Origin of the sequence: Arthrobacter sp. TB 26 (genome assembly GCF_000427315.1) — a bacterium.
Taxonomy (GTDB): Bacteria; Actinomycetota; Actinomycetes; order Actinomycetales; family Micrococcaceae; genus Arthrobacter.
This window is the reverse complement of sequence record NZ_AUPJ01000423.1, coordinates 1-13,007: the sequence shown is the minus strand read 5'-3', so window position 1 is coordinate 13,007 and position 13,007 is coordinate 1. Positions and strand designations below refer to the sequence as shown.

Genomic DNA, 13,007 nt, shown 5'->3' with positions numbered 1-13,007 from the left:
GGCGCGGTGGCCTGTGAGGCGCTCTCGGCAGCGGCCAGCAGGGTGTTGTGGCCCGGTATCCCCTCGGTGCCGGTGGCCATCGGGACCTGCTGGAGGAAGATGATCGCGGCGATTCCGAGGGTGAAGCCCTCCACCACCGGCCACGGGATGAAGGCCACGGCCCGACCCAGCCCGCTGATGCCCAGGAGAATCACCAGCAGCCCGGCCATCAGCGAGACCAGGGCAATGCTGCCAACGCCGTGGGCGGCGACGACCGGTGCGAGCACAACGACCATGGCGCCGGTCGGGCCGGAGACCTGGACGTGCGAGCCGCCCATCACTGCGGCGACGAGGCCAGCCACGACGGCGGTGATAAGTCCGGCTTCGGCGCCGACGCCGGAACTCACTCCGAACGCCAGTGCCAGCGGCAGGGCAACAATCCCCACGGTGATGCCAGCCAGCAGATCCGTCTTCCAGGACGAGCGCAGCCCGTCATAGTCACGCCGGGACGGCAGGAACCGGCTGAGATGCGCCAGTGCCGTGCTCATGAAACGGAATCCTTGAGGTGTTCATTGGGAAGTTCCTGCGCGAGTCTGAGCTGGTCGTTGGAATCGGCCAGGCTGTCGAGGAGGAAGGTCCGGGCGATGGCCAGCAATTCGGCGATCTTCGGATGGGCCAGCCGGTAGGTCACAGTATTGGCGGCGCGGGTGGAGGTCACCACCCCGTGCCGGCGCAGGGTGGCGAGGTGCTGGGACAGGTGGGACGCTTCGAGGCCCGTCTCGGCCAGCAGGTAGCTGACGGGCGCGGCGTTATCCGGGGCGGCGGACAGCAGTTCGAGCACGCGGATCCTCGCCGGGTGGGCGAGTGCCTTGAACAGGTTCGCCTTGATTTCGTACAAGGGGGTTTGTGCTGCCGAGATCATCGCTGCCCGTGCTTCCTGGCCCCCGCGGATCCGGAGACCGACCGTGAATTGATGGAATGATGTTTTCATCATACCGCAGTCCGTTCACCCCGTGTCATCGGCGCGGGCGGCCGGCGGCCTGGCGCTAGGCTGGAACCCATGACTATCAATCCGGATCTGCAGGGACGCAGCTACCCTGCCAAAGAGGTGTACGACGTCGGCCGCGAAAAAATCCGCGAGTTCGCCCGCGCGGTCAAAGCGACCCATCCCGCCCACTTCGAGGTGGATGCGGCCAAAGCCCTGGGCCACAGCGACCTCGTGGCGCCCCCGACCTTCGCCATCATTGTGGCGCAAAGGGCGGACGCCCAGCTGATCGAGGACCCGGACTCCGGCATCGACTTCTCCCGCGTGGTCCACGCGGACCAGCGGTTCATCCACCACCGGCCCATCGTCGCCGGGGACCGGCTGGTTGCCGAACTGCACGTCGACGGCGTCCGTGCCATGGGCGGGGGAGCCATGATCACCACCCGCTCGGAAATCTTCGCTGTGGCCGCCGGAGCTGCCACTGACGCAGCACGCGAGGCCGTCGCCACCGCCACCTCGTCCATCCTGGTCCGCGGAGAGGGACAGTAAACATGAAGCCCACACTTTCAGAACTCGCTGTCGGCCAAAACATCGGCAGCCGCAGCATCGACGTCACCCGCACGGACCTCGTCAAGTACGCGGGCGCTTCCGGCGATTTCAACCCGATCCACTGGAACGAGGCCTTCGCTACCGGCGTGGGACTGCCCGGTGTGATTGCGCACGGCATGTTCACCATGGGCTCCGCCGTCCAGCTCGTGTCCGATTGGGCCGGCGACCCCGCCGCCGTCGTCGATTTCCAGACCCGCTTCACCAAACCGGTCCCGGTGTCCGACACGACGGGGACGGCCGGCGCCGTGATCGAGGTCAGCGGAGCCATTGGAGCGCTCGACGCCGAGGCAGGCACGGCCCGCGTGGACCTCACCGTCACCTCGGCCGGCCAGAAAGTACTGATGAAGGCCCAGGCCGTCGTCAGGCTGGCCTAGCCGCATGGCGATGCCGTGAACGTGCGCACGAACCAGGCTGCGGAGGTCACGCAGTGGCGGAACGCCGTCGTCGTTGCCTACGCCGTCAGCGGCATCGCGTTCGCTACCTGGGTGTCCCGGCTGCCGGCCATCCGTGACGGACTGGACCTCACCCCGGGAAATGTCGGGCTCCTGCTGCTGTGCATGACACTGGGCTCCTTCATCTCGGTCTCCGCGTCCGGGCTGATCGTGCTGCGGTTCGGATCCAAGCAGACCATCCGGATCGGCAGCATCATGGTGGGCACCGGGCTGGTCCTCGCCGGCGCGGGAACCTCCGTCCTGGCCAACCCGCTCGCCGTCGCCGCGGGGCTGGCCGTGATTGGTCTCGGCACGGCGAGCTGGAACACGGCTTCCAACGTCGAGGGAGCCGCAGTTGAGCGGGCCGTTCGCCGGCACATCATGCCGCGGCTGCATGGGGCCTTCAGCCTTGGCACCGTCGCAGGCGCCGGGGCCGGCGCTTGGGCCGCGGGGGCCGCGGTGCCCGTCTTCTGGCACTTCGCCGCCGTGGGTCTGCTGGTCGCGGGCTCCGTGGCCACCGCCGCGTCGTGGTTCCGCGCGGACATTACACCGGTGGAGGGCGGGCAACGCTTCAAGCCAGCCAAACCGGATACGTTCGAGGATCCCTCCACCGGGCCCATTCCGATCATCAGTCCGGATACGGACCGGTCCGAGGCCCCGCTGGACAGCAAACGCCAGATTGCGCAGGCCTGGCGGGACCGCCGGACACTCCTGCTGGGAGTGCTCGTCCTGGGGCTTGCACTCGCCGAGGGGGCGGCGGGGGACTGGGTGGCACTGGCGCTCGCCGACGGCCACGGCCAGTCCGACGCCGCGGGCGCCGCCGGCTACGGGCTCTTCGTCACGTTCATGACCGTGGGACGCTTCACCGGAACCGTGGTCCTGGACCGTTTCGGCCGCGTCCCGGTGATGCGCTGGTGCGCGGCCCTGGCCGTACTGGGCCTGGGCTTGTTCGTCTTCGCGCCCGTGCCGTGGGTGGCTTATGTGGCCCTCGCGGTCTGGGGGCTCGGTGCCTCGCTGGGCTTCCCGGTGGGCATGTCCGCCGCCGCCGACGATCCCCTCAAGGCCGCCGCCCGGGTCTCTGTCGTCTCCACGATCGGCTACGGCGCATTCCTCTGCGGGCCGCCCCTGCTGGGCCTCCTGGCGGAACACGTCGGGATCCTGCACTCCCTGCTGGCCGTGATGGTGATGCTCGTGGTCAGCTTCCTGCTCTCGCCGGTGGCCCGGAAGACCGCCCAGGGACCTGCTTAGGGGAGTCCGGTCATACCCGGCTAGGCTGGTCGGGTGACCCAGACTCTGCTCTCCGCCCTGACCACCGCCGCCGTGGGCGGCCCCGCCGGCAGCTTCATCGAGGCCCGCACCGAGGCCGGGATCATCGACGCCGTCCGCTCAGCGGACTCTGCCGGTGAGCCCCTGCTGATCATCGGCGGCGGCTCCAACCTGCTGGTGTCCGACGACGGGTTCCCCGGCACTGTGCTGAAGATCGCCTCGGAGGGTTTCACTGTCAACGCGGAGGACTCCTGCGGCGGCGTCGCCGTGGTGGTCCAGGCCGGCCATGGCTGGGACGCCCTGGTTGAGCACGCCGTGCTGCATGCCTGGTCCGGGATCGAGGCGCTCTCCGGCATCCCGGGCGCCACGGGCGCCACCCCGGTCCAGAACGTCGGTGCCTACGGCTCGGACGTGTCCCAGACCATTGCCGCCGTGCGGACCTGGGACCGGCAGCGCAATGCGGTGCAGACCTTCACCAATTCTGAGCTGAAGTTCGGCTACCGCGATTCGATCCTGAAACAAACCACGGTCAACGGCTCGCCGCGCTTCGTCGTGCTGACGGTCGAGTTCCAGCTGCCCTTGGGCCGGATGAGCGCCCCGATCCGCTACGCCGAGCTCGCCCGCGCGCTGGGTGTTGAGGCAGGCCAGCGGGCCTATTCCAACGATGTCCGGCGCGAGGTGCTCCGGCTCCGGGCGTCCAAGGGCATGGTGTGGGACGCCGCGGACCGGGACACGTACTCCACCGGCTCCTTCTTCACGAACCCGATCGTGCCGGCGGACATAGCCGCCGGGCTGCCGGACGACGCGCCGCGCTACCCGGGCGGTGCCGACGGGCTGACCAAGCTCTCGGCGGCCTGGCTGATCGACCAGGCCGGCTACGGCAAGGGATTCGGGCTGGAGCCGGACAGTGTGTCCGGCGGCCGGGCCTCGCTGTCCACCAAACACACCCTGGCGATCACCAACAGGGGAGGGGCAAGCACCGCGGACCTGCTGGCGATCGCGCGCGAGGTGCGCCGCGGCGTCGTCGAACGCTTTGGGATTGAACTGCACCCGGAACCGCTGCTCATCGGCGTGGAGCTCTAAGGAACGGCTGGCCCGCGGTTTCGCCGCTCAGTTCCTGCCGTGGCGTCCGACGACCCGGCTGAAGAGCATAAACGTGAAGCCGGACGCCGCGGCGCCCAGGAAGAAGACCTGGCAAAACGCCACGGACTGGTCGCTGGGCCCGCTGCGGAGCAGGAAACCGGCCAGCGCGAAGACGACCGCCCCTGCCAGCAGCGCCAAGGAGCCGAGCAGGAAGCTTTGCACGGTGTCGGGGAGGTCCCTTGGTTCGCGGCCGTCCGGTGCGTCGCCGTCGTCCCGCACTGGCGACCGCGGCTGCACCGATGCGGCGGTCACAAAACTGGTCACCGCCACGGCCATGGCCACCACGGAAACCAACTGCATGGTGCTCATCATGGGGGAGAGCCGGGTGCCGCTGGCAATAGCAACGGTGAGCCCGGCGGTCATGCCGGCAGCGCTGGAAGCCCAGCCCAGGAGGGCCAGCCTTCTGCTCAGGGGCCGGAGCAGTGGCCACATCTCACTCAAGGTCATCCATCAAGGGTAGGGAGTCCGGCTGGAAGGCGGCTGGGAACCGCACGGCAGGCGTCCTAGCATGGGGTGCATGACAGCAAAGGCGCGTATCCGGCTGAGCCGGGGGATCCTGGGCCGGTTGCGGCTGGCCTCGCAGGGCCTGGCCGGGTCCGGATTCGGCGGCGTCCCGGCGGCCGTGCGGTGGATGACGGCCATGCAGGCGCAGGACCTGCAGTCTGTCCTTTGGGCGGTCGGACAGCGTGTGCCGGGTTCCCGTGTGGGCGATGTCCGCAGCGCCCTTGACCGGGGTGAGATCGTCCGATCCTGGCCGATGCGCGGCACCTTGCACCTGCTGGCTCCCGAAGACCTGAAATGGATGCTGGCCATCACCTCCGATCGGCTGATCCGGGGGATGGCCGGGCGCCACCGGGAGCTCGATATCTCGGCCCGGGACGTCGAGGCCGCAGCGGGTGCCGCGTTGGAGCTGGTGTCCGGCGGTGCAGCGGCCAGCCGGGCGGAGTTGTTCCAGGCCTTCGAACGGTCGGGCCAGTCCACGGCCGGCCAGCGCGGCATCCACCTGCTGGGGATGCTGTGCCAGCGGGGTTGGCTGGTGCAGGGTCCGCTGGCCGGGAACCAGCAGCTGGTGGTGGCCTTCGACGACTGGATCACGGAGTCGCGGATGCTGGACCGTGCGGAGGGGACCGCCGAATGGCTGCTGCGGTACCTGCGCAGCCACGGTCCCGCTACCGAGCGTGATTTCTCCTGGTGGTCCGGCATACCCCTGACGGAGGTCCGCGCGGCCCTGGCCGAAGTGAAGGACCAGCTGGTGGAGGTGGCGTTCGAGGGGGCCAGCTACTGGCTCTCCCCGGAGACGGCGGCGCTGCTCGACGAAGGCGTCCCCGCAGCGCGCCTGGTGCTGGCACTGCCCGGCTTCGATGAGTTCGTGCTCGGCTACACGGACCGGTCGGTCGTGTTGCCTCCGGAGCATGCGAACAGGATCGTGCCGGGCGGCAACGGGGTCTTCCGGAAAACGATTGTTGCCGGCGGCCAGATCGTCGGCACCTGGGACGTATCCCGGAGGGGCGGGGGCGCGGCGGCCGTACCTGAGCCCTTCGACGACGTCAACGGACTGCGGCCTGCCGCCCAAAGATCCTTTGAGCTGCAGGCCGCGAAGTACCGGAGATTCCTCGGAACCTGAACCGGGGTTATGCGCTCCGGCGTTGATGCTGCTTGGGTTCTACAGGTTGCCGGTCGCGATGTTGAGCATACGGCGCAGCGGTTCGGCCGCGCCCCACAGGAGCTGGTCGCCCACGGTGAAGGCGCTGATGTACTGCGGCCCCATTTCCAGCTTCCGGATGCGGCCCACCGGGATATCCAGGGTGCCGGAGGCTGCCACCGGCGTGAGGTTCTGCATGGAGGCCTCCTTCGTGTTGGGCACCACTGTGGCCCACTCGTTGTCCGCGTCCAGGAGTTTCTCGATCTCCGCGACGGAAAGGTCTTCGCGGAGCTTGAGCGTGAGCGCCTGGGAGTGCGAGCGCATCGCGCCGATCCGGATGCACAGCCCGTCCATGATGATGTGCTGATCGCCGGAGGTGCCGAGGATCTTGTTTGTCTCCACCCCGGCCTTCCACTCTTCCTTGGACTGGCCGTTGCCGAGGTCCGCATCGATCCAGGGGATCAGCGATCCGGCCAGCGGGACGCCGAACTGGGTGGCATCGATGTCGCTGCGCTGGTGGGCCAGGACCTTGCGGTCAATGTCCAGGATGGCCGACGCCGGGTCGTCCAGTTCCGAGCTGACCTGGGCGTTGAGCGTGCCGAACTGGCTCAGCAGTTCGCGCATGTGCCGGGCGCCGCCGCCGGAGGCAGCCTGGTAGGTCATGGAGGTGCCCCATTCGACGAGGCCGTTCTTGAACAGCCCGCCGAGGCCCATCAGCATGCAGGAGACGGTGCAGTTGCCGCCGATGAAATCCTTGGTGCCGTTGGCAAGGCCCTTGTCGATGACGTCGCGGTTGATCGGGTCCAGCACGATGATCGAATCGTCGTTCATCCGCAGGGTGGAAGCGGCATCGATCCAGAGGCCGTCCCAGCCGCGGCTGCGCAGCTCCCCGTGGACCTGCTTCGTGTAGTCGCCGCCCTGGGCGGTGACGATAATCGGCAGCTTCGCCAGTGCATCGACGTCGAACGCGTCCTCGAGCTTGCCGGCCCCTTCAGCGAACGCCGGGGCAGCACCTCCCGCGTTCGAGGTGGAGAAAAATACCGGGTTGATGCTGGCGAAGTCGCCCTCGTCCTGCATGCGCTGCATCAGGACGGAGCCGACCATGCCACGCCAACCGACCAGTCCAACGGACGGAGTAGCTGCTGTAGTCATTGGCTCAGTTTAGACTTTGTTGGCTCCGGGGCGCAGCCGGTTACGTCACGGCTACTTTTCGCAGCGCGCGGCGCTATGGTCCATCATTCGCCTGAAAAAGGATGGCTGCTGTCCGGAAAATTCTCGCGGGTGACTGGGATTCCGGCAGGATTCTCCTCGAACCACCGGCGCGCCTGGTCGTCGGTAACAGTGAAGCGCGGCTTGGGCAGGCCTTTCAGGCGCCGAAGCGTTCCGGCCTTGGATTCTTTCCTCAGCGCGCGCAGTCCCAACAGCCATCCGCCGGTGAAGAGTGCCGTGCAGGCCAGGAACAGCAAGGCAACGCCTGGATTCAGCCTCGCGACCGCGATGACCAGCATCACCGGCGCCAGAAGCGCCGGGAGGGTCATCAGGGCTGTTACGGTGACCAAGCCGGTGACGGTGTGGACCGAGTAGTTCCCGTAGGGCTGCGAGCCGCCGATGCCCCACTCCTCCCGGGTGTAGGCATGGATCGCGCTGTCCATTCCGGTGCCGAAGTACCACGGGCGGGAGAGCCCGGACCGGAGCCTCGACGACTCACCTGTCACCGGACACCGCCTGCGGCGCCGACGGGGGCGGGGGAGGTTGCGGTCGGCTTATTCAACGGGCCGTGGCAGGTTGCGGGCCTTGCGCAATTTCTCGGCCTTGCGCTCGGAGAGGTAGCTGGACCAGGCGAAGATCAGCGGATAGAGGATCAACAGGTACATCCACCAGATCTCGCCCAGAATTTCCCATTGGTCGGTGATTCCCATTTGGACCAGGCCGTACAGCATCCCGCCGAATGCGATGGTGATCAGGACTGCCAGGACCAGCAGACCGGCCGCCGTGTTCGTGGGTTTGATGATGCCCAGGCCGTCGTCTTTGCGGACACCGTATTCCTCGGCCGTGTACGCGACCACCTCGCCGTTCTCCGCCAGACGGTGGATAACCCGCGCTTCGGCCGGCTGGTACGGCACGTATCCGGGCTCCTGGGGAACGTCCCGGCTACGCCTGGCCACGGTAGACCTCGATGGCGTGCAGGCTATTCAACGGGCCGGGGGAGGTTGCGGGCCTTGCGCAGCTTCTCTGCCCGGCGCTCCTGAAGGTAATAGCCCCAGCACGCCCAGGGCACAAAGATGCCGACAAGCAGGACCCACCATGTTTCTGCGAGGATCTCCCAAGTCCCGTCGAGCACGATTCTGATCAGACCGTAGAGCACCAGGCAATCAAGGGCGGACACGATAATAGCCATCAAAAGTAGGCCGCGGGCCGAATTGACAGGCTTGACCAGTCCGCTGCCGTCGTCCTTGCGGACCCCGTACTCCTCCTCCGTGTAGGCGACTATCTCGCCGTTCTCCGCCATGCGGTGGACCACGCGCTCTTCCGTCGGCTGATACGGCACGTAGCCTGGATCCTGGGGCACGTCCCGGCTACGCCTCGCCACGGGACTCCCGGATGCCGCGCAGCAGGGCGGCATCGTCCAGTCCTTCGGTTTCCGCGACTTCGTCAGTGGCGAAGTTGGGGATGCCGGTGGCCCAGGTGTCCTCGTCGCGGCGGATCAGCAGGTGCTTCTCAGCGTCAAGGGTCTTGAAGGTGAGGTAGGCGGTGCCGCCGGGGTTCTGTTCGACGTGCTGGCGGACCACGCGGAGGGTTGCTTCGGCGGAACTGATAGCGGGATCCTGGGCGAAGACGAACCAGGTCCCCAGCAACCGTGGTTGCAGCATCAGGGCCACACCGGGCGCCTCGACCAGCACCACGTTGTCCATGCTGTCCTCCGTCAGCAAGGAAAGTTCGGTCCAGCGCGTCGCTTGTCCCAGGGCCGTGGCGACGGCCGCAGCCACCCCCTTCACGCCGATGTCGCCGTCGTCGTCAACGGTAGCCATGTCCCGTGCCATCAGCGATGATGCCCCGGCCGTATACAGCCCAACATCATCCACCAGTTCCTCGGCGCGGAAGACGCTGACGGACCGGTCCCGGGCGGGGCCCTCGAACACGTTGAGCAGATAGGCGAATTCGCCCACCCCGAAGCCGATCACGTCGACGCCGAGCCGCGGCTCCTGGTGGGTCTCATTCTGAACAGTCATACGAGTCTCCTAATCCCCGAAGCCGAAGAACTTGGCCACGGACTTCCCAGCATCCTTGACGGAATCTCCGGCGTCGCTGACGAATTTGCCTGGATCCTTGACGGCATTGGCAATACCCTCGCCGATGTTCTGGCCTACGCTGCTGATGGTGTCCCAGTTCTCGTAGATGGCGATTCCGACGCTGGCTACCTGGCAGACGGTTCCGGCCGGGGGCGGCAGGAAGCAGCCGACACCCAGCACGGCCTTACCGGCACTGCCGAGGCCGCCTCGGACGTCCCCTGAGGCGAAGTTTTGTACCGAATCTGCCGCGTTGAAGCCCACACCGAGCCAGCCGAGCCCACGGGCGAGCCCCGTTTTCCCAAGCCACTCCGCCTTGCCGCCAGCGCCGAACCCCGGTTTTTCGGCGAAAAAGCCCTCAAACTTCCCCAGTGGCTTGATGAACTTTTCCAGCGGACCGGTGTACTTGTTCAGGTTCTTCAGGGAGGCAATGTCAGAGGCTTTGTCGATCCCCGCGAGAATGCGGCTTGACTTGCCGGTGTCCTTGAGCAGCACCTCGAGGGCGCGGTTCCCGGCGGTGGTCTGCCGCAGGTGCCGGCTGTCGAAAGCGGGCCCGCCCAGGCGGTGGCGCCCCTTGGTGAGCATGGTCCGGGCCAGCTCCGCACGCTGGTTCTTCAGGACCCAGCCGTACTGCCCAACATGCTTGGCCAGCGTCAGCGGAGCCTTGATGTTCTTCTGGACTCCCATCGCGGCCCGGATCCCGCCCACGACGGCAGCACCGCCGACAACGGCCCAGCCGCCGCCCGCCCCGCCGATGGCGCCCGGGCCGCCACCCGCCCCCGTGACCGCGTTGCTGGCCTTCTCCTGCTGTTCCGCGTGGGTCAGCAGCCGCTTCGACTCTTCCTTGAGGGCAAATGCGGTCTTCTGGATCAGGGCACGGTGGCTGCTGTTCCACTCGGAGGTGAACCGGGCACCGTCGGTTCCCTTCCAGGACGTGGTGCCGTTGATGGCCGACGTCAGAGTGGTCGACTGCTGCAGCAGCGTCTCGGACGTCTTGCCAAACTGTTGTGCGAGTGTGCGCAACTGGGCGACGTCGGCGCCCCACAAGTTTCCTGCCATAGTGGCTCCCCCTATACGTGCATCAGCCTAACCGGCTAGGGTCGGGACCCGGTGCATTCCGGCGTACGTATCCAACCGGGACCAATGTAGCCGGAACCGGCCGGCGCGGCGATGGGGTGATCTCCCCATGCGGGCCCTGGGGGCGGCGCCGCCGTTACTCGCCGCCGTGCTCCGCGAGCAGCGCGTGCTTCCGCCGCCGGAGGGCGAAGAACGCCCCGAAGGCAAAAGCCTGCGTGACCAGCACGAGTACGATCGCGCCGACGATCTTGTTGCCGCCCAGGATCATGGTCAGCCCCACGATCGCGGAAAGCAGCGCCAGCAGCGGAAGCAGCATGTAGCCGAGGACAAAGAGAGTTTCGGGTTTCTTCAACATTCGGTTAGTGCTCCGTCCGGCGCCATACGTTGATGCGGTAGCGGGTGCCGTTGCCGGAGGTCTCCCAGCCGTCGGCCGGCAGGCTCCCGTCCATGCTCCAGTCGTACCCGAGGTCCGGGGCGAACGTGTCGCCCTCCGCGGTGGTGTCGATCGTGGTGATGACGGCGACGTCGGCGAAATCCATGGACTGCGCGAAAATGTTGCCGCCGCCGATGATCCAGACCATGTCGTTGCCCGGCGCGAACTGGGACTCCAGGAGCGCATCGTCCAGGGACCTGACGGGGGTGGCACCCGCGGCCGCCGGAGTCGCCCCCCAGCCTTCCTGGCGGGTGATGACAATGTTCGTCCGCCCGGGCAGGGGGCGGTACTTGTCGGGAAACGACTCCCACGTCTTGCGGCCCATGATCACCGGGTGGCCTGTCGTGAGCCGGGTGAAGTGCGCCATGTCCTCGGGAAGGTGCCACGGCATGCCGCCGTCATTGCCGATGACACCGGTGCTGGTTTGGGCCCAGACCAGGCCGAGGCCGGTGAGGGCGGCCAGCTTCTCGGGAAAGTCGGCGGGCTGCGCGCCCTGCGTTTTGTCGTCGCTCATACGGCTATCGGGGCCTTAATCGTCGGGTGGTGCTGGTATCCGACCACTTCGAAGTCATTGAGGGTGTAGTCGAAGATGGAGTCCGGCTTGCGGTTGATCTTGAGCTGCGGGTACTCGTACGGGGTGCGGGTGAGCTGCTTGAGGACCTGGTCCATGTGGTTGTCGTAGATGTGCACGTCGCCGCCGGTCCAGACGAATTCGCCAGGTTCCAGGCCGGTCTGCTGGGCGACCATGCAGGTCAGCAGGGCGTAGGAGGCGATGTTGAACGGCACGCCCAGGAAGGTATCCGCGGAACGCTGGTACAGCTGGCAGGATAGCTTGCCGTCGGCCACGTAAAACTGGAAGAACGCGTGGCACGGCGGCAGGGCCATGTCCTTGAGCTCGGCGACGTTCCAGGCCGAGACGATGTGGCGCCGGGAATCCGGGTTGGTCTTGAGGTTTTCGATAAGTTCGGCGATCTGGTCGATGTGGCCGCCGTCGGGGGTCGGCCAGGAGCGCCACTGGACGCCGTAAACCGGGCCCAGTTCGCCGTCGGCGTCGGCCCATTCGTTCCAGATGGTCACGCCCTGGTCCTGCATCCATTTCACGTTCGTGTCCCCGCGGAGGAACCAGAGAAGCTCCACGGCGACGGACTTGAAGTGCACGCGTTTGGTGGTGACCAGGGGGAAGCTCTGGCTCAGGTCGAACCGCATCTGGCGGCCGAACACACTCAGGGTGCCGGTCCCGGTCCGGTCCGATTTGTGCGTGCCGTGGTCCAGGACATCGCGCAGCAGGTCTTCATAGGGCGTTGGAATGCTCACTGTCCCAGTCTACTGAGAAGTCGCTGCCACTCCTTATCCGTCTTGCTGGCTGAGCGTGGTCCGCAGGATTGCCAGCAGCCCGGCGTCATCCAGGCCGGCGCACCGGCCTTCCGCAATGTAGCGCTCGACGGCGGCAGTCACCTCCGCGGCAACGGCCGCCGTCACGCGGAGACTTCCTTCCTGCGCAGGCGGGCCGGGGCGGGCCGCGCCAGGGTGCCGACCGGAATGACGGCGATAACCGTGGCCACGACGCAGAGGACTGCGCCCGCGGTGACCGCCGGACCCCAGAACGCCGCGGCCGGGTCGGTCTCCCCAAAGGCAGACCGGCCCACCACCGCTGCCCAGGCGTTGCTCTGCGTCAGCAGCAGGATTCCGGTCTGCGCTGCGAGGGTGGCTGCCAGTGTCCGCACCACGCGGTGCACAGTGATGGCGCGCAGGGCAGCGTCCAGTCCGGCCGGGGCACCGGCAACACCCTGACGGAGTCTGGCCGTGAAGACGACCGGGAGTGCGGCCGCGCAAACTCCGGCCGTGAGCAGCCCGGCCGGAACCCAGTCCGGGCCTGCGGCGAGACGGTCCTGTCCCACCGCCGTGACGATCAGCACGACGAGGAAGACGAGCAGTGCCACGACAGCAGTGGTCAGCAGGGCCGGGCCCACCGGCTGCCGCGGCCAGGGGCGCGGTGCCTCTGGACTCCCGTAATTGCGCTGGAGCAGAAGCTCGCCGGCGGGAATGACGAGCAGCACGGAAGCTGCCATCAGAGCCACGAAGCCCGCAAAACCAGAGCTGGCGGCAGCCATCAGGGCCTGGGCGAGGAAGACGCCGGCCAGCAGCGGCACGGCGG

At 67.4% G+C, this 13,007-nt stretch carries 18 protein-coding genes and 1 pseudogene; 5 read left to right on the top strand and 14 right to left on the bottom strand.

The genetic code is table 11. From position 1 onward, the window contains the following. The coding region (locus K789_RS0116280; protein ID WP_024367685.1) for a SulP family inorganic anion transporter at nucleotides 1–527 on the bottom strand (527 nt) is incomplete at its 3' end. Continuing rightward, nucleotides 524–901 carry an ArsR/SmtB family transcription factor gene (locus K789_RS0116275; RefSeq protein ID WP_024367684.1) on the bottom strand — a complete coding sequence of 126 codons (378 nt, stop codon included), beginning with the start codon at nucleotides 899–901 and terminating at the stop codon, nucleotides 524–526. The genes K789_RS0116275 and K789_RS0116280, both read right to left, overlap by 4 nt. Nucleotides 902–1,039: 138 nt before the next feature. On the opposite strand from K789_RS0116275, the gene K789_RS0116270 reads away from it, so the two are divergent. From K789_RS0116270 to K789_RS0116255, 4 genes are read left to right on the top strand one after another with little or no spacing between them, the layout of a single operon-like run. After that, nucleotides 1,040–1,513 (top strand): FAS1-like dehydratase domain-containing protein, encoded by a 474-nt coding sequence (locus K789_RS0116270; protein WP_024367683.1) that lies wholly within the window; start codon nucleotides 1,040–1,042, stop codon nucleotides 1,511–1,513. A 2-nt stretch (nucleotides 1,514–1,515) separates the two neighbouring features. Continuing rightward, nucleotides 1,516–1,947: a MaoC family dehydratase gene (locus K789_RS0116265; RefSeq protein ID WP_024367682.1), complete on the top strand. Its 432-nt coding sequence runs from the start codon at nucleotides 1,516–1,518 to the stop codon at nucleotides 1,945–1,947. A 15-nt stretch (nucleotides 1,948–1,962) separates the two neighbouring features. After that, a complete protein-coding gene (locus tag K789_RS0116260) occupies nucleotides 1,963–3,252 on the top strand; it encodes an MFS transporter (protein ID WP_024367681.1) in 1,290 nt (429 codons plus the stop codon). A 33-nt stretch (nucleotides 3,253–3,285) separates the two neighbouring features. Further along, nucleotides 3,286–4,353, top strand: coding sequence for a UDP-N-acetylmuramate dehydrogenase (locus K789_RS0116255; protein WP_024367680.1), 1,068 nt, complete (start codon nucleotides 3,286–3,288; stop codon nucleotides 4,351–4,353). A gap of 27 nt (nucleotides 4,354–4,380) precedes the next feature. Here K789_RS0116255 and K789_RS0116250 read toward each other — a convergent pair whose 3' ends face one another. Continuing rightward, entirely contained in the window at nucleotides 4,381–4,860 is a 480-nt protein-coding gene (locus tag K789_RS0116250) for a hypothetical protein (RefSeq protein ID WP_024367679.1), read from the bottom strand. Nucleotides 4,861–4,930: 70 nt separating this feature from the next. Here K789_RS0116250 and K789_RS0116245 point away from each other — a divergent pair, with 70 nt between their 5' ends. Continuing rightward, nucleotides 4,931–6,037: a winged helix DNA-binding domain-containing protein gene (locus tag K789_RS0116245; RefSeq protein WP_024367678.1), complete on the top strand. Its 1,107-nt coding sequence runs from the start codon at nucleotides 4,931–4,933 to the stop codon at nucleotides 6,035–6,037. Nucleotides 6,038–6,076: 39 nt separating this feature from the next. On the opposite strand, the gene asd is transcribed toward K789_RS0116245, so the two are convergent. The 11 genes and pseudogenes from asd to K789_RS25465 all read right to left on the bottom strand — a co-directional run. Beyond that, nucleotides 6,077–7,207 carry an aspartate-semialdehyde dehydrogenase gene (gene asd / locus K789_RS0116240; protein ID WP_029705167.1) on the bottom strand — a complete coding sequence of 377 codons (1,131 nt, stop codon included), beginning with the start codon at nucleotides 7,205–7,207 and terminating at the stop codon, nucleotides 6,077–6,079. 83 nt (nucleotides 7,208–7,290) lie between these two features. Further along, on the bottom strand, nucleotides 7,291–7,770 hold the full coding sequence (locus tag K789_RS0116235; RefSeq protein ID WP_128081653.1) for a hypothetical protein: 480 nt from the start codon (nucleotides 7,768–7,770) through the stop codon (nucleotides 7,291–7,293). A gap of 48 nt (nucleotides 7,771–7,818) precedes the next feature. Then, nucleotides 7,819–8,178, bottom strand: a complete 360-nt coding sequence (locus tag K789_RS0116230) for a hypothetical protein (protein ID WP_024367675.1) — start codon at nucleotides 8,176–8,178, stop codon at nucleotides 7,819–7,821. Nucleotides 8,179–8,243: 65 nt separating this feature from the next. Further along, nucleotides 8,244–8,624 (bottom strand): hypothetical protein, encoded by a 381-nt coding sequence (locus K789_RS0116225; RefSeq protein ID WP_128081652.1) that lies wholly within the window; start codon nucleotides 8,622–8,624, stop codon nucleotides 8,244–8,246. A gap of 7 nt (nucleotides 8,625–8,631) precedes the next feature. After that, nucleotides 8,632–9,285: a hypothetical protein gene (locus K789_RS0116220; RefSeq protein ID WP_024367673.1), complete on the bottom strand. Its 654-nt coding sequence runs from the start codon at nucleotides 9,283–9,285 to the stop codon at nucleotides 8,632–8,634. Between the two features lie 9 nt (nucleotides 9,286–9,294). Further along, a complete protein-coding gene (locus K789_RS24120; RefSeq protein WP_128081651.1) occupies nucleotides 9,295–10,401 on the bottom strand; it encodes a WXG100 family type VII secretion target in 1,107 nt (368 codons plus the stop codon). 154 nt (nucleotides 10,402–10,555) lie between these two features. Beyond that, complete coding sequence (locus tag K789_RS0116210) at nucleotides 10,556–10,774, bottom strand: NF038396 family protein (RefSeq protein WP_024367670.1); 219 nt, start codon at nucleotides 10,772–10,774, stop codon at nucleotides 10,556–10,558. A 4-nt stretch (nucleotides 10,775–10,778) separates the two neighbouring features. After that, nucleotides 10,779–11,366: a dihydrofolate reductase gene (locus K789_RS0116205; protein WP_024367669.1), complete on the bottom strand. Its 588-nt coding sequence runs from the start codon at nucleotides 11,364–11,366 to the stop codon at nucleotides 10,779–10,781. Then, nucleotides 11,363–12,166 carry a thymidylate synthase gene (locus K789_RS0116200; RefSeq protein WP_024367668.1) on the bottom strand — a complete coding sequence of 268 codons (804 nt, stop codon included), beginning with the start codon at nucleotides 12,164–12,166 and terminating at the stop codon, nucleotides 11,363–11,365. The genes K789_RS0116205 and K789_RS0116200 overlap by 4 nt, the downstream gene beginning before the upstream one ends. Before the next feature lie 33 nt (nucleotides 12,167–12,199). Then, nucleotides 12,200–12,331, bottom strand: coding sequence for a hypothetical protein (locus K789_RS26480; protein WP_272943975.1), 132 nt, complete (start codon nucleotides 12,329–12,331; stop codon nucleotides 12,200–12,202). Further along, nucleotides 12,328–13,007: pseudogene (locus K789_RS25465) on the bottom strand (hypothetical protein); the annotation flags it as partial. The gene K789_RS26480 and the pseudogene K789_RS25465, both read right to left, overlap by 4 nt.

Coding starts and splice junctions, on each gene's coding strand:
- K789_RS0116275 (WP_024367684.1), bottom strand. CDS start 901: ATGATCTCGGCAGCACAAACCCCCTTGTACGAAATCAAGGCGAACCTG.
- K789_RS0116270 (WP_024367683.1), top strand. CDS start 1,040: ATGACTATCAATCCGGATCTGCAGGGACGCAGCTACCCTGCCAAAGAG.
- K789_RS0116265 (WP_024367682.1), top strand. CDS start 1,516: ATGAAGCCCACACTTTCAGAACTCGCTGTCGGCCAAAACATCGGCAGC.
- K789_RS0116250 (WP_024367679.1), bottom strand. CDS start 4,860: ATGACCTTGAGTGAGATGTGGCCACTGCTCCGGCCCCTGAGCAGAAGG.
- K789_RS0116245 (WP_024367678.1), top strand. CDS start 4,931: ATGACAGCAAAGGCGCGTATCCGGCTGAGCCGGGGGATCCTGGGCCGG.
- asd (WP_029705167.1), bottom strand. CDS start 7,207: ATGACTACAGCAGCTACTCCGTCCGTTGGACTGGTCGGTTGGCGTGGC.
- K789_RS0116220 (WP_024367673.1), bottom strand. CDS start 9,285: ATGACTGTTCAGAATGAGACCCACCAGGAGCCGCGGCTCGGCGTCGAC.
- K789_RS24120 (WP_128081651.1), bottom strand. CDS start 10,401: ATGGCAGGAAACTTGTGGGGCGCCGACGTCGCCCAGTTGCGCACACTC.
- K789_RS0116210 (WP_024367670.1), bottom strand. CDS start 10,774: ATGTTGAAGAAACCCGAAACTCTCTTTGTCCTCGGCTACATGCTGCTT.
- K789_RS0116205 (WP_024367669.1), bottom strand. CDS start 11,366: ATGAGCGACGACAAAACGCAGGGCGCGCAGCCCGCCGACTTTCCCGAG.